The sequence below is a fragment of the Streptomyces hamibioticus genome (genome assembly GCF_047946815.1).
GTDB lineage: Bacteria > Actinomycetota > Actinomycetes > Streptomycetales > Streptomycetaceae > Streptomyces.
Map to the genome: position 1 here is coordinate 3,159,612 of NZ_JBKKQY010000001.1, position 15,448 is coordinate 3,175,059.

General features: G+C 71.4%; 18 protein-coding genes. 4 read left to right on the forward strand and 14 right to left on the reverse strand.

Features of this window, described 5'->3' with window-relative positions:
- Positions 1-10 precede the first annotated feature (10 nt).
- On the reverse strand, positions 11-916 hold the full coding sequence (gene mqnP / locus ACLGIH_RS14095) for a menaquinone biosynthesis prenyltransferase MqnP (protein ID WP_416525590.1): 906 nt from the start codon (positions 914-916) through the stop codon (positions 11-13).
- A complete protein-coding gene (locus tag ACLGIH_RS14100) occupies positions 913-2,370 on the reverse strand; it encodes a menaquinone biosynthesis decarboxylase (protein ID WP_416525591.1) in 1,458 nt (485 codons plus the stop codon). Before ACLGIH_RS14100 ends, mqnP begins: the two co-directional genes overlap by 4 nt.
- A 78-nt stretch (positions 2,371-2,448) precedes the next feature.
- Here ACLGIH_RS14100 and ACLGIH_RS14105 point away from each other — a divergent pair, with 78 nt between their 5' ends.
- Positions 2,449-2,787 carry a PLD nuclease N-terminal domain-containing protein gene (locus tag ACLGIH_RS14105; RefSeq protein WP_416525592.1) on the forward strand — a complete coding sequence of 113 codons (339 nt, stop codon included), beginning with the start codon at positions 2,449-2,451 and terminating at the stop codon, positions 2,785-2,787.
- An 83-nt stretch (positions 2,788-2,870) separates the two neighbouring features.
- Positions 2,871-3,236 carry a PadR family transcriptional regulator gene (locus ACLGIH_RS14110; protein WP_416525593.1) on the forward strand — a complete coding sequence of 122 codons (366 nt, stop codon included), beginning with the start codon at positions 2,871-2,873 and terminating at the stop codon, positions 3,234-3,236.
- On the opposite strand, the gene ACLGIH_RS14115 is transcribed toward ACLGIH_RS14110, so the two are convergent.
- The 5 genes from ACLGIH_RS14115 to ACLGIH_RS14135 all read right to left on the reverse strand — a co-directional run bounded on the left by ACLGIH_RS14115 (position 3,218) and on the right by ACLGIH_RS14135 (position 6,104).
- Positions 3,218-3,538, reverse strand: a complete 321-nt coding sequence (locus ACLGIH_RS14115) for a hypothetical protein (protein ID WP_416525594.1) — start codon at positions 3,536-3,538, stop codon at positions 3,218-3,220. The two genes, ACLGIH_RS14110 and ACLGIH_RS14115, sit on opposite strands and share 19 nt — an antisense overlap.
- Positions 3,535-3,882: a hypothetical protein gene (locus tag ACLGIH_RS14120; protein WP_416525595.1), complete on the reverse strand. Its 348-nt coding sequence runs from the start codon at positions 3,880-3,882 to the stop codon at positions 3,535-3,537. The genes ACLGIH_RS14115 and ACLGIH_RS14120 overlap by 4 nt, the downstream gene beginning before the upstream one ends.
- Before the next feature lie 87 nt (positions 3,883-3,969).
- Positions 3,970-4,836, reverse strand: a complete 867-nt coding sequence (locus ACLGIH_RS14125) for a helix-turn-helix domain-containing protein (RefSeq protein WP_416525596.1) — start codon at positions 4,834-4,836, stop codon at positions 3,970-3,972.
- Positions 4,837-5,068: 232 nt separating this feature from the next.
- Complete coding sequence (locus ACLGIH_RS14130; RefSeq protein ID WP_416525597.1) at positions 5,069-5,200, reverse strand: DUF397 domain-containing protein; 132 nt, start codon at positions 5,198-5,200, stop codon at positions 5,069-5,071.
- Positions 5,142-6,104, reverse strand: a complete 963-nt coding sequence (locus ACLGIH_RS14135; protein ID WP_416525598.1) for a helix-turn-helix domain-containing protein — start codon at positions 6,102-6,104, stop codon at positions 5,142-5,144. The genes ACLGIH_RS14130 and ACLGIH_RS14135 overlap by 59 nt, the downstream gene beginning before the upstream one ends.
- A gap of 104 nt (positions 6,105-6,208) precedes the next feature.
- Here ACLGIH_RS14135 and ACLGIH_RS14140 point away from each other — a divergent pair, with 104 nt between their 5' ends.
- Positions 6,209-6,670: a DUF7848 domain-containing protein gene (locus tag ACLGIH_RS14140; protein ID WP_416525599.1), complete on the forward strand. Its 462-nt coding sequence runs from the start codon at positions 6,209-6,211 to the stop codon at positions 6,668-6,670.
- A 29-nt stretch (positions 6,671-6,699) separates the two neighbouring features.
- Here ACLGIH_RS14140 and ACLGIH_RS14145 read toward each other — a convergent pair whose 3' ends face one another.
- On the reverse strand, positions 6,700-8,223 hold the full coding sequence (locus ACLGIH_RS14145) for a carboxylesterase/lipase family protein (protein WP_416525600.1): 1,524 nt from the start codon (positions 8,221-8,223) through the stop codon (positions 6,700-6,702).
- A gap of 237 nt (positions 8,224-8,460) precedes the next feature.
- Here ACLGIH_RS14145 and ACLGIH_RS14150 point away from each other — a divergent pair, with 237 nt between their 5' ends.
- On the forward strand, positions 8,461-9,165 hold the full coding sequence (locus tag ACLGIH_RS14150; protein ID WP_416525601.1) for a MerR family transcriptional regulator: 705 nt from the start codon (positions 8,461-8,463) through the stop codon (positions 9,163-9,165).
- Here the strand turns inward: ACLGIH_RS14150 and ACLGIH_RS14155 are convergent.
- The 6 genes from ACLGIH_RS14155 to ACLGIH_RS14180 form a co-directional block, all read right to left on the reverse strand.
- Entirely contained in the window at positions 9,153-9,575 is a 423-nt protein-coding gene (locus ACLGIH_RS14155) for an SRPBCC domain-containing protein (protein WP_416525602.1), read from the reverse strand. The two genes, ACLGIH_RS14150 and ACLGIH_RS14155, sit on opposite strands and share 13 nt — an antisense overlap.
- A gap of 67 nt (positions 9,576-9,642) precedes the next feature.
- On the reverse strand, positions 9,643-10,659 hold the full coding sequence (gene ccsB, locus ACLGIH_RS14160; RefSeq protein ID WP_416529376.1) for a c-type cytochrome biogenesis protein CcsB: 1,017 nt from the start codon (positions 10,657-10,659) through the stop codon (positions 9,643-9,645).
- A 92-nt stretch (positions 10,660-10,751) separates the two neighbouring features.
- Entirely contained in the window at positions 10,752-12,623 is a 1,872-nt protein-coding gene (resB, locus tag ACLGIH_RS14165) for a cytochrome c biogenesis protein ResB (RefSeq protein WP_416525603.1), read from the reverse strand.
- Positions 12,623-13,390: a cytochrome c biogenesis CcdA family protein gene (locus ACLGIH_RS14170; protein ID WP_416525604.1), complete on the reverse strand. Its 768-nt coding sequence runs from the start codon at positions 13,388-13,390 to the stop codon at positions 12,623-12,625. Before ACLGIH_RS14170 ends, resB begins: the two co-directional genes overlap by 1 nt.
- 1 nt (position 13,391) lies before the next feature.
- The gene (locus tag ACLGIH_RS14175) at positions 13,392-14,024 is read right to left on the reverse strand and encodes a TlpA family protein disulfide reductase (RefSeq protein WP_416525605.1); all 633 of its coding nucleotides are present in this window, start codon (positions 14,022-14,024) and stop codon (positions 13,392-13,394) included.
- Between the two features lie 66 nt (positions 14,025-14,090).
- Positions 14,091-15,344, reverse strand: a complete 1,254-nt coding sequence (locus tag ACLGIH_RS14180) for a polysaccharide deacetylase family protein (protein WP_416525606.1) — start codon at positions 15,342-15,344, stop codon at positions 14,091-14,093.
- Positions 15,345-15,448: the final 104 nt, after the last annotated feature.

The window sequence follows — 15,448 nt, forward strand, 5'->3', positions numbered from 1 at the left end:
ACGGTCGGACTCATACGGTGAGCCCGCGCACCAGCAGATCCAGCAGCGCGCACACGAACAGGGCGATCCCGATGAAGCCGTTGACGCTGAAGAACGCCCGGTTCACGCGGGACAGATCGTGCGGGCGCACGATGGAGTGCTCGTAGACGAACGCGCCCGCGACGATCAGCAGGCCGAACCAGAAGAAGGCACCGGCGCCGGTGGTCACGGCGTACCAGGCGAACAGGGCCGTGGTCACGGTGTGGCAGGCGCGGGCGCCCCAGATCGCGGCCGGGACGCCGAAGCGGGCCGGGACCGACTTGACGCCGATCTTCCGGTCGGTCTCGACGTCCTGGCAGGCGTAGATCAGGTCGAAGCCGCCGATCCAGACGCCGACGGCGAGGCCGAGGACGACGGCGTCCCAGGACCAGCTGCCGGTGATCGCCAGCCAGCCGCCGATCGGGCCCATGGCCTGGGCGAGGCCGAGGATGGCCTGCGGGAAGTTCGTGAACCGCTTGCCGTACGGATAGACCACCATCGGCACGACCGCGACGGGCGCGAGGGCCAGGCAGAGCGGGTTGAGCAGGGCCGCCGCGCCCAGGAAGACGACCAGGGCGACGACCGCGCCCGTCCAGGCGTGCTTGACCGACATCGCGCCGGTCACCAGCTCGCGGTGGGCGGTGCGCGGGTTCCGGGCGTCGATCTCGCGGTCGATGATGCGGTTCACGGCCATCGCGAAGGTGCGCAGGCCGACCATGGCGACGGTGACCAGGAGCAGCCGGCCCCAGTGGATGTTCTGGTCCCACTGGTACATCGCGGTGAGCGAGGCGATGTAGGCGAAGGGCAGCGCGAAGACGGAGTGCTCGATCATCACCAGCCGCAGGAACGCCTTCGTGCGCCCCGGCTGCTGCGGGATCGCGGCGGACGCGCCGCTCACAGGCCGTACTCCTTCCAGCGGCGGTCGACCTTCGCGGCCGTCTCCGGGTCGGACAGCACCATGTCCGGCCAGCCCCCGTCGCGGGTGTACCCCTCCTCGGGGAGCTTCCTGGTGGCGTCGATACCCGCCTTGCCACCCCAGAACTGCTGGTAGGAGGCGTGGTCGAGGTGGTCGACCGGGCCCTCGACGACGGTGAGGTCACGGGCGTAGTCGGTGTTGCCGAGCGCCCGCCAGGCGACCTCGTGCAGGTCGTGGACGTCGCAGTCGGAGTCGACGACCACGATCAGCTTGGTCAGCGACATCATGTGCGCCCCCCAGATGGCGTGCATCACCTTCTGGGCGTGCTTGGGGTACTTCTTGTCGATCGAGACGATCGCGCAGTTGTGGAAGCCGCCGGCCTCGGGGAGGTGGTAGTCCACGATGTCCGGGACGATGATCTTCAGCAGCGGCAGGAAGAAGCGCTCGGTCGCCCGCCCCAGCGGGCCGTCCTCCGTCGGGGGCCGCCCGACCACGATCGACTGGAGCAGCGGGCGGCGGCGCATCGTCACGCAGTCGATGGTGAGCGCCGGGAAGGGCTCCTGCGGGGTGTAGAAGCCGGTGTGGTCGCCGAAGGGGCCTTCGGGCAGCATCTCGCCGGGCTCGAGCCAGCCCTCCAGCACCACTTCCGCGTTGGCCGGGACCTGGAGCGGCACCGTCTTGCAGTCGACCATCTCGATCCGCTTGCCCGCGACGAACCCGGCGAACAGGTACTCGTCGATGTCGCCGGGCAGCGGGGCGGTGGAGGCGTAGGTCACGGCGGGCGGGCAGCCGAAGGCGATGGCGACCGGCAGCCGCTCGCCGCGCCGGGCGGCGACCTGGTAGTGGTTCCGGCTGTCCTTGTGGATCTGCCAGTGCATGCCGATGGTGCGGTTGTCGTGGCGCTGGAGGCGGTACAGCCCGAGGTTGCGGATGCCCGTCTCCGGGTCCTTGGTGTGGGTCAGGCCCAGATTGAAGAAGGAGCCGCCGTCCTGGGGCCAGGTGAACAGCGCCGGGAGCCGGTCGAGGTCGACGTCGTCACCGGTGAGCACGACCTCCTGCACGGGCGCGCTGTCGGACTTCACCTTCTTCGGCGGCACGTGCGCCATCGCGCCGAGCTTGCCGAAGGCCTCGCGCACCCCGACGAACCCGTGCGGCAGCTCGGGCTTGAGCAGCCCGCCGATCTTGCCGGAGATCTCGTCGTAGGACTTCAGGCCGAGCGCCTTGAGCAGGCGGCGGTCGGTGCCGAAGACGTTCATCGCCAGCGGCATGGCGGAGCCCTTCACGTTCTCGAAGAGCAGCGCGGGACCGCCGGCCTTGTTCACCCGGTCGACGATCTCCCCGACCTCCAGATACGGGTCGACCTCGGCCTTGATGCGCTTGAGGTCACCCTCGCGCTCCAGCGCCCTGAGCAGGGAGCGAAGATCGTCGTAAGCCATGGGGTCAAGTATCCCCGAGCGGCTACCCTGGCTTCGTACCGACCCTGCTGTCCCCACCGCTTCCGCTGGAGAGGCCCCATGCTCCGGGTGCTGATGTTCCTCGTGCCACTGGCGCTGAGCGTCTACGCGTTCATCGACTGCATCAGCACGAAGGACGAGGACGTGCGGCACATCCCGAAGCCGCTGTGGGCGATCCTCGTGCTGCTGTTCCCGCTGGTCGGCTCGATCTCGTGGATCATCGCGGGCAAGAAGCGGCAGCCGGACGGCTCCTCGTGGCAGCGGCAGGGCGGACGCCAGTGGGTCGCGCCGGACGACAACCCCGACTTCCTCAAGTCCCTCGGTGAGGACCAGGACAAGGCCGGGGACAAGGACGGCGACAAGGACAAGGACGAGGAGCCCAAGCGGGACGGCGAGTAGCGGACCGGCTCTCCCCTGCACAGCGCAGAGCCCTCGGGCTCTGCGTTTTTTTGGCTCGACTATTCGGAGAACCGAAGTAGTCGATGAACGAGACGTCTGGAAGTCCGGTGGCGGCGAACACGTCCTGGACGCGGGCGGCCCTGCCGCTGTGCCTGCTGGGGGTCCTCGACACCGAGGGCCGGAGCTACGGCTACGCGCTCCTGCGCCGGCTCGACGAGGCGGGCATGCCGCAGGTGAAGGCCGCGACCCTCTACCCCGCGCTGACCCGCTTGCAGGAGGAGGGCGCGGTGGAGGTGGAGTGGGGCGCCGGCGACGGCGGTCCCGGGCGCAAGTACTACCGCATCACCGAGCAGGGAAGGGCGAGGCTGCGGCACGACCGGGCGCTGTGGAACGACTTCGGCGCCGCCGTCGCCTCGCTCCTCGACGACCGTCAGCAGGGGGAGACATGACCACACAGGGTGAGTCGGCCCGGGCGCGCCAGGAGGACGCGGACTGGGCGGCCGAGGTAGGTGATCTGGACGATGTAGAGGCGCTCCCTGCGTACAACGATCTGGTACGTGAACATGCCGCCGGGGACGATGACGTCCTCGCCCCTCGGGTCGACGCCCTCGGGCGCTCGCCCGTGTACGTGCAGTGCCTCCGCTGCCCTGACCAGTTCGTCGGCCCTGCGTCCCACTCCGGCGAGGAAGTCCGGCGGAGCGCTGCGGGCGGCTTCTTCGGCGCCGAAGGCGTACTCCCAGGTCCAGCTCAACTCCGCACTGCCTTCATCGCCTCATCCAGGACCGCGCTCAACTCCCGCAGTGCTTCCTGGGCGACGGCAGCGTCCTGATGTTCCAGATCACGCCGGGCGCGGTCATGGCGGGCGGACAGGTCGGGGCGGCGAGCGATCTCGATGTCCCTGGCCCAGGTCAGGACCCAGCTCCGCACCGGACTGAGGGACTGCCACTCGACGGCCTTGGCGAAGGCCTCGTCCTTCGACTGCTGCATCTCCGCGAGGCGGCCGGGGGCGACGACGGCGAGCGCGGCTCGCAGGGCATCCGGCGTCTGCTCCGGACGGGGAACCAGCTCGTGCCCGTGGTCGGCCTGGGTGCTCATGGTGTCCTCCCAAGAGTGCACTGGCCAGGGTAGTCCTGCGGGACGGCTGAGGCGCGGGGCTACGGACATCACGGACGTTCCTCCTGGTCAGCCCTGGGGCGAGAGGGTGTCCGCCGAGCGGCAGTCGCGGCAGCGGTTCTCGGCCTCGGGGGCGCGGAAGCCGCGGTCGCAGCCGTCGCAGTTCCGCAGGGGGTACCGGGGTGGTGGTGAGGCGGCCGGTGCGCGAAACGGCGGGGGTGGCGGCAACTGGGCCGTGAGGCGGTGGGCCAGGAGGGCCGCCGGGCGGCGCATGCCCTCCGGCGGCAGGTCGGTGGTCAGGGCGTGGCGTACGGCCGCGGGGGGCACGTCCCGCTCCAGCCAGGCGGCGACGCCGGGGGCCAGGTGGGTCGTGTCGCAGGTCGACAGGAGCAGGCGGGAGTCGCGGTCGCGCAGGCCGGCGAGAAGGTCGGTGGCCTGCTGGATCAGCGCGGAGGCCTTGCGGCTGGGCTGCGGTACGGCGGGGAGGGGGCGCGGTTTGCGGGGCGCGCGGCGCGGAGTGTTCTCCCGGGCGGGTGCGTGCTGGCGCGCGGCGGTGCGGCGCCGGGCCGCTGCCGCCGGGTGGTTGCAGGAGACGGTACGGGTCACGATGCGGCCGCCCGGGACGCGCTCGCGTTCGCGGCGCAGGTAGCCGTGGGCCTCCAGCTCGCGCAGGGCGGCGGCGATGCGGGCGGTGCCCTCCTTGAAGCGGGCGGCCAGGCTCTTGATGTCCACGGGGGTGCCCGCGCGGACCGACTGGATGTAAACGCCCAGTCCGATCGCCAGCAGCGAGAGGTCCGGGTGCTGGGCCAAGTGGTTGCCGACCACCGTGAAGCGGGTGGTGTGGCGGACGTTGTCGTGGATCACGCCGGAGGGGTGACGATTGCCGTCAACGGCGGACCGGGCGCGCCGGGGCACGCTAAGGTCGGGGGTACCCATCAGGAAGGCTCCGACTTCCTCGGTGGTCAGGCCCTCGCGGGGATCGCTACTCCCCGGCGGGGGCCGACATATGTCAGCGGTTGTTGCGCTGAGCGTAAGGGAGTTGGGCCCCGCGAATTCCAGTCCGGCCGGTGATGTTCACCCGCGTGAGTGAGGCCGCGCCGTGGGCGGGAGGGGTGGGGCTTGGTGGGGTTCTTTTCTCCCCGGTGTTCCTTTCAGGTGACCGCCCGCGTCACCGGAGCGCGAGGAACCGGGTCCCGGTGAACGCGGTCCACGCGGCGCGGCTGATCAGCAGGACGGGACCGTCAGGGTTCTTGCTGTCGCGGACGGGGACGACGTCGGGGATATCGGGGGCGATTTCCACGCAGTCGCCGCCGTTCGCGCCGCTGTGGCTGCTCTTGATCCAGGTCGCCGTGCGGAGCTGGTGGGTCGTCATGGGCCTCGTACCCTTCCATCACGTCGCTGATCAGAGCGGCGGACCCGGGGGCTGAGAGGGCGTCCGCCCTGAGCACATCATAAGTCCGGCTGTGCCGCGTGAAAGCGGCCGGATCATCGCTGAAGTGGCCCCGGTCCAGGGACTCCGAGTACACCCACCGCTGCCCGTCGGGCAGTTCGATCAACGACAGCGACGTGTCCGGTCGGTCGATGTCCGCACGGTCCGAAGGGGCGATCTGAATACGGATGTTGGGCAATCGCCCCACAGCGAGCAGGTGCTCGCACTGCCCGCGCATGATGTCGGGGCCGCCCACCATGTGCCGCAGGCAGCTCTCGTCCAGCACCACGAGGTACAAGGGACCGCCGTCCGCGAGGAACCTCTGCTGGCGACTCAGCCGGGCCCTGACCCGCTCCGCCACCTCGTCCGCCTTGATGAGCCGACGGCCGAACAGCGCCTTCGCGTAGTCGGGCGTCTGCAACAACCCGGGCATCACCTGGGTCTGGTACGCCCGCACGGCCACCGCCTCGGCATCCATACGCGCCCTGCGCTCGAACCAATCCGGATGCTCCACCCGCGGATACCAGTCGATCCGCCCCCACAACCGCCCCAGCACCCCACCCGTGCCCAGCAACTCGTCGCACGTCTTGGCGAACGTGTCCTGCGGCACCCGCGTGCCCGCCTCCACCCGGGCCACGTGCGAGCGGTCGCACGGGATGCGGCGGGCCAGTCCCTCCTGCGTCAGCCCCGCCGCCTCCCGGAAATGCTTCAGCACCTCGCCGAACACGGCGGCCGTGCTGGCCCCCGTATCGCCTTCGGCGTTGCGTCGGCTCACGGTTCCCCCTCCGTGACAGTGCGCGAGTGTCACGCGGCAAGCGTTGCCACCGAAGATTCCCCTGAGCCACGCTCGGTACACCGAGAGTGACGAAAGGGACGCGCATGGATCTGAGTGCCGAGGTGCGTGAGGCCAACCGCCGTTCGGTGGCCCGCCTGTCGACGGCGTACCCGCTGGTCTCCGTGGGGCCGCCGCCGGAACCGGTGCCCGGCTGCGCCCGGTGCGCCGAGCTGGCCGCGGACCGGGAGGACGCGCGGGCGGCGGACGACGGCAGCGCGGAGACCGACGCCGACGTCCTGCTCACCCGGCACCAGCGGCAGCGGCACCCCGGCCGCCGGGTCTTCCGGTACGTGCCGTACGCGATCGTGCAGGACCCGTCGGCCGAGCCCGAGTACCAGGCCTGGTGCGTCTGGGGCGACGAGGCGGACTGCGGGGCCTCCTCCGGGCCGTGTCCGAGCCCGGAGGAGGTGGAGGAGTGGCAGCGCAGGCACACCCAGGAGACCCGGCACCTGCGCTACCGCCGCAGCTTCGCCGACTACGCGGTGCTGTCGGCGCGGCACCCGTGAGGACCGGGGCCGTCGTCAGCGGCCGCCGGTCAGGAGACGTTCCACAGGTCGCACTTGTGGTCCTCGGGGAAGGTGGTGACCGCGGTGATCGCCTCGGGGGCGAGGACCTGCACCTTCGGGAACCGCGGCCAGCGCGGGGCGTCCGTCGCGTACGGGACGCCGGTGCGGGCGAAGCTGGTCCAGTAGCCGAGCATCGCGTCGGCCAGGGCGTTCTGGGCCGGGGTGCCGTCGACGCCGCCGAATATGTAGCGGATCTCCGAGCCGTGCGGGGCGCCGAGCGGGAAGCTCAGCGGCAGGTTCAGGTAGGCCATGGCGTCGGGGTCGGCGAACTCGTACTGGTAGGACCGGGTGTGGTCGGCCATCAGGTCGGCCGTGCGGGACTGCAGGCAGGCGAACTGGGAGTCGGTGAGGACCGCCCCCAGGGCCTCGGCCGGGGTGCCGTACTCCGACAGCGGATAGCGGGCGAGGATCGCGTCGGACCGGTCGCCGTAGAGAGCGCGGACGGCCCCCGGGTAGCCGGCCGCGGTGAGCGGCCGGCCGGCCAGGTCGTAGGTCGTGGCCACGGTCAGCCGGCCCTCGTCGGCGGTGGTGCCCTGGAGGACGGGGACGCGGTGGAAGCGTCCGCTCGCCAGGGCGTCGGTCACCTGGTGCGGCAGGACCCGGCCGTCGACGTTCGGTACCCAGCGGGCGGTGGGCGCCTGGGCCGCGGCGAGGATGTCGGCGGCGGGCCTGGCGCGCAGGCAGGCCACGTCCGTGCAGCCCAGGGAGCCGGCCCAGGCGGCACCGGTGCGCTCCTGGGACTCCTGGGTGGGCAGCGGGAAGCCGCAGCCCGACTGGGCGATGGCCCGGTCGAACAGGCCGCGCGCCCGGGGCGAGACCAGGTGCTGGCAGACGCTGCCGCCGCCCGCCGACTCGCCGAAGACCGTCACGTTGCCCGGGTCGCCGCCGAACGCGGCGATGTTGCCCCGCACCCAGCGCAGGGCGGCCTGCTGGTCGAGCAGCCCGTAGTTGCCGGAGACGCCGTGTGCCGACTCCTCGGCGAGGCCGGCGTGGGCGAGGTAACCGAAGGCGCCGAGGCGGTAGTTGAGGGTGACGACGACCACGTCGCCCTGGGCGGCCAGGTCGCCGCCGTCGTAGAAGGTGCCGGAGCCGACGGTGAAGCCGCCGCCGTGGATCCACACCATCACGGGCCGCTTGAGCGGCGAACGGTCGGCGGGTGTGTGGACGTTCAGGTACAGGCAGTCCTCGCTGGGCGTGCCGGGCCCGGCGAGGTCGCCCCACGGGGTGGACGAGGGGGCCTGCATGCAGGGGTTGCCGGGCGTGGTGGCGTCGCGGACGCCGGTCCAGCGCTCGGGCGGGGCCGGCGGCTTCCAGCGCCGGTCGCCGACCGGCGGGGCGGCGTAGGGGATGCCGAGGTAGGCGTGCGCGGCGTCCCCGGCCTTGCCGCGCACCTGCCCGTACCAGGTGGTGGCGGTCGGCGCGGTGGCGGTCGGCGCCCCGGTGGCGGGGGCGGCGGACAGCCCGACGGCCGACAGCAGCAGGGCGGCCAGCACCACACCGACCTTACGCGCGCATGACAATAAGGGGCGGGTCGGTGTTCCCGCCGGGCCTCGGGCGAACGGACCGGGCATCGGTACCTCCGTCAGAACGGATGCGGACATCGGTCACCGAAGTCTCGGCGACCGGCGCCCGCCCGGCATCGCGTGAATCACCAGTCCCGGCCGGGCCTTCTGCCGACGCGATCGCACAGGTGCGTCCGCGTCGGTGGACGCCGTCTAAGCTCCTGCCGGATGAAGGACGACCACCGCCACCGGCTGCGGACCGTCGACCTGGCCCGTTCGGCCGGGCTCTCCACGCAGCAGATCCGCAACTACGAGGAGGCGGGCGTCCTGCCGCCCGCCGCCCGCACCGAGTCCGGCTACCGGGTCTTCGGCGAGCGGCACCGGCGGGCACTGCTGGCCTACCGGAAACTGCAGCAGGGGTACGGGCCGGTGCCGGCGGCGCGGATCATGCGGGCCGTGCACGACGGTGACGTGCCGGGCGCGCTGGCGCTGGTGGACGCCGCGCATGCCGCGCTGCACGAGGAGCGGGTGGCGCTGCGGGCGGCGAGCGAGGCCCTGGAGACGCTCGCCCGTGCGGAGCCGGTGCCGCCGCCCGCCGCCGGCCTGCGCATCGGAGACGTGGCCGCGCTGATCGGCGTACGCACGTCCGCGCTGCGGGTGTGGGAGGCGGCCGGGCTGCTCGCGCCCCGGCGGGAGCGGGGCACGGGGTACCGCGTGTACGACCCGGCGGACGTGCGCGACGCGCGCGTGGTGCACGTCCTGCGCCGCAGCCACTATCCGCTGGACCAGATCCGTCCCGTGCTGGAGGGGCTGCGCCGGGAGGGCGGCAGCGAGGCGCTGCGCACGGCGGTCACGGCACGGGACCGGATGCTCACGGAGCGTACGAAGCTGATGCTCGCGGGTGCGGGGGCGCTGTCCGGCTACCTCGAGTAGGAGAGCCGCTCCCCGCTCTCCAGCACCTCGATCAGCCGCTCGAACCGCGCCCGCCAGCGCTGTTCGGTCTCCTGCCCGCCCCGGTACTCGTGGGTGAAGCGCAGGACGGTGCCCCGGTCGCCGTCGCGTTCCAGGTGGAAGCGGAGCCGCCCGCCGTCCGTCAGTGAGTACTCGGCGATCCGCTCCACGTCCCAGGCGGTGATCCGGCCCGCGCCGACGCCCCGCAGGGTGACCGCGCCGCCGAGGTGCGGTTCGAGGACGTCGGCCGGGGCGAACCAGGCCGCGAGCCCGTTCGGCGTGGCCAGCGCGGGCCAGACCTTCTCCATGGGCCGCGGGAGCCGCACCAGGAAGTGGAGGATGTGCGTGTTTCCGTGGACCTGACTGGTGCCCTGTTCGATGGAAGCGGTCATGCCTCCAGCGTCACTCCGCGGCACCCGAAGTGCGAGCCTGACGGCCGCCGGCCCGCCTCGTCCCCGGTCACACCCCCGCGTAGGAGTGCTTGCCGGAGACGAAGATGTTCACTCCGTAGTAGTTGAACAGCCAGCAGCCGAAGGCGATCAGTGCCAGGTAGGCGGCCTTGCGGCCCTTCCAGCCGGCCGTGGCGCGGGCGTGCAGGTAGCAGGCGTAGGCGACCCAGGTGATGAAGGACCAGACCTCCTTGGGGTCCCAGCCCCAGTAGCGGCCCCAGGCGTCGCCCGCCCAGATGGCGCCCGCGATGATCGTGAAGGTCCACAGCGGGAAGACCGCGGCGTTGACCCGGTAGGCGAACTTGTCGAGGGAGGAGGCGGCCGGCAGGCGGTCCAGGACCGAGTTGGCGAAGCGGCCCGGCGTGCCGCCGCTCGCGAGCTTGCTCTCGAAGCCGTCCTTGAAGAGGTACAGGATCGTGGAGACCGCGCCGACGTAGAAGACCGCCCCGCAGAAGATCGCCGTGGAGACGTGGATGTACAGCCAGTACGAGTGCAGGGCCGGGACCAGCTGGTCGCTGGCGGTGTAGAGCACGGTGACCGCGAGGCCCAGGTCCAGCAGGACCGTGGTGGTCAGCGGCAGGCCGAGCCAGCGGACGTTCTTCTTCAGCGCCAGCAGCGTGAGGTACACGCCGACGGCGACCGTGGAGAAGGTGATGCTGAACTCGTACATGTTGCCCCACGGCGCCCGCTGCACCGACAGCGCACGGGTGAGCACGCCGCCGAACTCCAGCAGGAAGGCGAGCACCGTGAGGGAGATGGCGATCCGGCCGTACAGGTCGCCCTTCTCGGTGCCGCCGTGCGCGCCCGGCCCGTCGGGTACGTCACGGGAGCCGGCCGCGGCCCGGACGACGACCTGCGGCCGCTCCAGCACGGCGGTGCCGCCGGCCTTCTTCACCGTCACCGCGGGGGCGGCGGCCTTGGTCTCCGCCCGGGCGGTGAGCGCGGCGGCGGTACGGCCGACCTTGCTGCGGCTGCCGAAGATCCACTCGGCGATGTACCCGAAGAAGGCCAGTGTGTAGACCGCCATCGCGGAGTAGATCAGCGTGTTGCTGAGGTTCGCGAGGTTCTCGTTGGTCGCGGCGGCCAGGTCGACCGCGGCGGCGGCGGCGTCGGCGAGAGTCACTTCTGCTCAGCCCTCTCGGCAGGTGCGGATGCGGGGTCGGGGGTGCCGGGCGCCGACGTGTCGGGCTCGGGCGGGACGGGCTCGGGCGGGTCGGGCTCGGACGAGTCGGGGCCGGACGAGTCGGGCTCGGACGGGTCGGGGCCGGACGAGTCGGGCTCGGACGGGTCGGGGCCGGACGAGTCGGGCTCGGACGGGTCGGGGCCGGACGGGTCGGGTCCGGGGGCGCCGGGGGCCTTCTCGTACAGGGCCGCGGCGAGGTCGCCGAGTTCCTCGGGCACCTTGGCGGACTCGCTGCGGCCGAGGCCGGCCATCTCGACGACGGTGACGCCGTCCGCGCCCTTGACGGCGCGCACCCAGACGCGGCGGCGTTGGATGAACAGGGAGGCGGCGAGGCCGAGGATGGCGGCGACGGAGCCCGCGAGCGCCCAGCCGCTGGCGGGCTGCTGGGTGATCTGGAAGCCGGCCCACTCCTGGACGCCGTCGAAGGTGACGGAGCCCGCGCCGCCCGGGAGCTGCATGGTCTCGCCGACGGCGAGCTGCTTCTTGAACAGGTTGCCGTCGGAGTCCTTGAACTCCTTCAGGTTCTTCTTGTCGAGCTGGTAGACGCTCTGCGGGAAGCCCGCGTCCACGCCCAGGTCGCCGTGGTAGGCGGACAGCGCCAGCATCGGGTTGAGCAGCGCCGGGAACTGGGACAGCATCGTGGTGCCCTTGCCGCCGTAGGTTGGCAGGAAGAACGCGTTGAAGCCGAGCTGTTCCTTCTCGCCCTTGGCGTTGCGGTAGCCGTCCATGACCTTGACGGCGCCGGAGGAGGTGACGTTGCCGTCGAGCGGCAGCAGCGCCACGGCCTCGCGGTCCATGACGACGTTGCCCTGGGCGTCCCGCACGGTGAGGATCGGGGCGTAGCCGTGGCTGACCAGGTAGACCTTCGAACCGTCGATCTCCAGCGGCTCGTTGACCTTGATCGTGGTCGTCTTCTCGTCCCCGAAGGCGCCCTCGCTGTAGGTGATGTCCGCCTCGTAGGTGCGCGGGGTGCCGCGGTTGGGGCCGGTCGGCTCGTAGGTGCCCTTGAAGTCCTTCAGGGTGAAGCTGAACGGGTCCAGGTCGTCGGGTGTGAAGAGGTTCCCGGACTTGAAGTCGTCGTACTGGGTGAGCGTGTTGGCGAAGCCGTCGCCCTCCAGGATCAGCTTGTTGCCCTCGTACTTGAACAGCTGGCCCCAGGCGAAGGCGATCAGCATCACGATCAGCGCGACGTGGAAGAGGAGGTTGCCGACCTCGCGCAGATAGCCCTTCTCGGCGGCGACCGCGTCACCGGCGACGTGCGCGCGGAAGCGGCGCTTGCCGAGCAGCGCGAGCGCGGCCTCGCGGACCTGCTCGGGCTCGGTCCCGGTACGCCAGGTGGTGTAGGCGGGCAGCCGGGTCAGGCGCCGGGGGGCGCCGGGCGGCCGGCCGCGCAGCTGGCCCACGAACTGCCAGGTACGCGGGACGATGCAGCCGATCAGGGAGACGAACAGCAGGATGTAGATCGCCGAGAACCACACCGAGCTGTAGACGTTGAAGAGGCCGAGCTTGTCGTAGAGCGGGGCGAGGGTCTCGTGCTTCTCGCGGAAGTCCTCGACCTTGGTGGCGTCGATGCCGGACTGCGGGATCAGCGAGCCGGGGATCGCGCCCAGCGACAGCAGCAGGAGCAGCAGCAGCGCCACCCGCATCGAGGTCAGCTGCCGCCAGAACCAGCGGGCCCAGCCGATGACGCCCAGGGCGGGCAGTCCGGGGGCCTCCTCCTGGGGGGCGGTGGACAGCTGGGAACCGGCGGCGCCGAGATCCTGGTCGTCGCCGGCCCTGGGGGTGTCGTCCGTCGTGGTGTTGCTCATCAGATCCCCACAGTGAAGCCGTCGGACCAGGTCTGCATCTGCTGCACGATGCTGTCCCACGCGCCGGTCAGCAGCAGCAGACCGGTCGCGATCATCATGGTGCCGCCGATGCGCATCACCCAGACATAGTGGCGCTTGACCCAGCCGAAGGCGCCGAGCGCCCTGCGGAAGGCGACCGCGGCGAGCACGAAGGGGACGCCCAGACCGAGGCAGTAGGCGACGGTCAGTACGGCGCCGCGGCCGGCGCTGGCCTGCTCGAAGGCGAGCGTCTGGACGGACCCGAGAGTGGGGCCGATGCAGGGCGTCCAGCCGATGCCGAACAGCGCGCCCAGCAGGGGCGCGCCGGCCAGACCGGCCGTCGGACGGGTGTGGAACCGGAACTCGCGCTGGGTGAGCCAGGGCATCAGCCCCATGAAGAAGACGCCCATGAGGATCATGAGTACGCCGAGCACCCTGGACAGGGTGGACTGGTACTCCTGGAGCGTCTGGCCGAAGTAGCCGAACAGGGCCCCGCCGGAGACGAACACGACGGTGAAGCCCAGGACGAAGAGGGCGGCCCCGGCGGCCATCCGGCCGCGCCGGGCCTCGGCCAGATCGGTGCCGGTGACTCCGGTCACGTAGGACAGGTAGCCGGGGACGAGGGGCAGGACGCAGGGCGAGAAGAAGGAGACGAGACCGGCGAGGACGGCGATCGGCAGAGCGAGCAGGAGTGCACCGCTGCGTACCGTCTCGCCCGGGTCCGCGGCGAGCGTGAAGGCGACGCTCACGTCACTTCTCCGCCATGACCGGGTCGAGCATCTTGCGCAGCTTCTCCTCGCTGAGCGCCTGGAGGGCGCGTGCGGCGATCTTTCCGTCCCGGTCGATGATCAGCGTGGACGGGATGGCCTGCGGGTTGAGCGTGCCCTTCTCGAAGCGGAGCATCAGCTTGCCCGAGGGGTCGTACAGGCTCGGGTAGGTGACGCCCTGCTCCTCCTCGAAGCGGAGGGCCGCGGCGGTGGAGGTGTCGCGGGTGTTGATGCCGACGAACCGGACGCCCTGGTCCTTGGTGTCCTGGTGGACCTTCTCGAAGTTCTTCGCCTCGGCGCGGCACGGCCCGCACCAGGAGCCCCACACGTTGAGCACGACGACCTCGCCCCGGTAGTCGTCGACGTCGAGCTGCCCGCCGTCGACGGTCCTGCCGGACAGCTCGGGGGCGTCGTGCCGGTCGGCCTTCGCCACGGTGGCGATGCCGTCCGTGCCGGTGACGAAGTTGGTGTTGCCGCCGCCGCCCGAGGTCCCGCCGGAGCCGCACGCGGAGACGAGCAGCGCGCTCACGGCGGCGCCGACGGTCAGGGCGGCACGGCTGCGGGCGCGGGCGGTGGTGCGGTTCGAGCGCAGGGGGGCGCGGCTGGCGGCACTCATGTGAAAAGTTTCGCATGTCCGTTCCGGGGATCTTGCGCACCCCCCTCAAGGGTGAAAACCCCCATTTCAGAGCCGCTTCCAGCCCCCCGCCGGCGCCTGCCCGACCTCCAGCCCGCGCAGCTTGGCGAGGACCTCCGGCGGCTGCACGTCCAGCCAGTCGGTGAACTGCCGGAAGGAGACCAGCCGGATGTCGCCGCCCTTGTCCCGCTCCCGGGCGATGTACTTGAGGGCCTCCTCGACGGCGTCCATGTAGATGCCGCCGTTCCACTCCTCGAAGTGGTTGCCGACGAAGAAGGGTGCCCGATTCGACTCGTATGCCCGCTTGAAGCCCGATATGTACGCCTGGGCGGACTGCTCGCGCCAGGCCGGGTAGTTGTGGGCCGGCGCTTTGGTGGAGTTGAGCGACTGGTTCGCCAGCATGTTGTAGTCCATCGAGAGGACCTCGAAGGAACGCCCGGGGAAAGGTATCTGCTGCAACGGCAGGTCCCAGATCCCCTGCTTCTTCACCGGCCACACCTGTCGGCCGCCGGGCGAGGAGGCGTCGTAGCGCCAGCCCAGCTCGCGGGCGGTGGGCAGCAGGTTGTCCTGGCCGAGCAGGCAGGGCGTCCGGCCGCCGACCAGCTCCTTGTCGTAGTCGAAGGGCAGCGGGGGCAGGTCCGTCCAGCCGGTGTTGGTCCGCCACTCCTTGACGAAGGACTTCGCCTGCTCGATCTCGCTGCGCCACTGCCGCGGCGTCCAGTTGCCGACCGAGCCGGAGCCGGCGCAGAAGTGGCCGTTGAAGTGGGTGCCGATCTCGTGCCCGTCCAGCCAGGCCCGGCGGACGTTCTGCAGCGTGTCCTTGATGTGGCCGTCGGTGAGGTAGCCGATGTCGGAGGCGCCGCGGCGGTTGTTCGGGGGGTCGTAGAGGCGCTTCTTCGACTCGGGCAGCAGATAGAGCCCGGAGAGGAAGAAGGTCATGTGCGCACCGCACTCCTCGGCGAGGTCGAGGAAGCGCGGGAAGAGGCCGTTGCCGACCTCACCGGCCCCGTCCCAGGAGAAGACGACGAACTGCGGCGGCGTCTGGCCGGGCTCCAGCGGCACCGGCGCCTCGGGCTGGTGCGGCTGCTTGCCGGTGTACGAGGTGGAGCCGTCGCCGATGGGCTTGGCGGGCGGCGCACCGGTCCCGGACGGCGAGGGCCGCCGGCCGGAACCGCCCGCGGTCCCGGAGCCGTCGGTGGAGGTGTGCGGGTCCGACGAGTGGGAGCCGCAGCCCGCCAGTCCGACGGCCGCCGCGGCGCCCGCGCCGAGCCCGAGCATTCCCCTGCGGGTGAGAGAGCGCATCGCTTCCCCGATTCTCACGTCCTCTGGTGGTCACCCAGTCAGAGGACGTGAGAAAGAGGGAGGTTCCTGCCACTTACCGGAAATGTGTGCGGATTCCGTAACGA

Excerpts from the sequence above, each read along its gene's own strand:
- ACLGIH_RS14100 (WP_416525591.1), bottom strand. The coding sequence starts at position 2,370 with ATGGCTTACGACGATCTTCGCTCCCTGCTCAGGGCGCTGGAGCGCGAG.
- ACLGIH_RS14105 (WP_416525592.1), top strand. The coding sequence starts at position 2,449 with ATGCTCCGGGTGCTGATGTTCCTCGTGCCACTGGCGCTGAGCGTCTAC.
- ACLGIH_RS14110 (WP_416525593.1), top strand. The coding sequence starts at position 2,871 with ATGAACGAGACGTCTGGAAGTCCGGTGGCGGCGAACACGTCCTGGACG.
- ACLGIH_RS14120 (WP_416525595.1), bottom strand. The coding sequence starts at position 3,882 with ATGAGCACCCAGGCCGACCACGGGCACGAGCTGGTTCCCCGTCCGGAG.
- ACLGIH_RS14125 (WP_416525596.1), bottom strand. The coding sequence starts at position 4,836 with ATGGGTACCCCCGACCTTAGCGTGCCCCGGCGCGCCCGGTCCGCCGTT.
- ACLGIH_RS14140 (WP_416525599.1), top strand. The coding sequence starts at position 6,209 with ATGGATCTGAGTGCCGAGGTGCGTGAGGCCAACCGCCGTTCGGTGGCC.
- ACLGIH_RS14150 (WP_416525601.1), top strand. The coding sequence starts at position 8,461 with ATGAAGGACGACCACCGCCACCGGCTGCGGACCGTCGACCTGGCCCGT.
- ACLGIH_RS14155 (WP_416525602.1), bottom strand. The coding sequence starts at position 9,575 with ATGACCGCTTCCATCGAACAGGGCACCAGTCAGGTCCACGGAAACACG.
- ccsB (WP_416529376.1), bottom strand. The coding sequence starts at position 10,659 with ATGGCGGTCTACACACTGGCCTTCTTCGGGTACATCGCCGAGTGGATC.
- resB (WP_416525603.1), bottom strand. The coding sequence starts at position 12,623 with ATGAGCAACACCACGACGGACGACACCCCCAGGGCCGGCGACGACCAG.
- ACLGIH_RS14175 (WP_416525605.1), bottom strand. The coding sequence starts at position 14,024 with ATGAGTGCCGCCAGCCGCGCCCCCCTGCGCTCGAACCGCACCACCGCC.
- ACLGIH_RS14180 (WP_416525606.1), bottom strand. The coding sequence starts at position 15,344 with ATGCGCTCTCTCACCCGCAGGGGAATGCTCGGGCTCGGCGCGGGCGCC.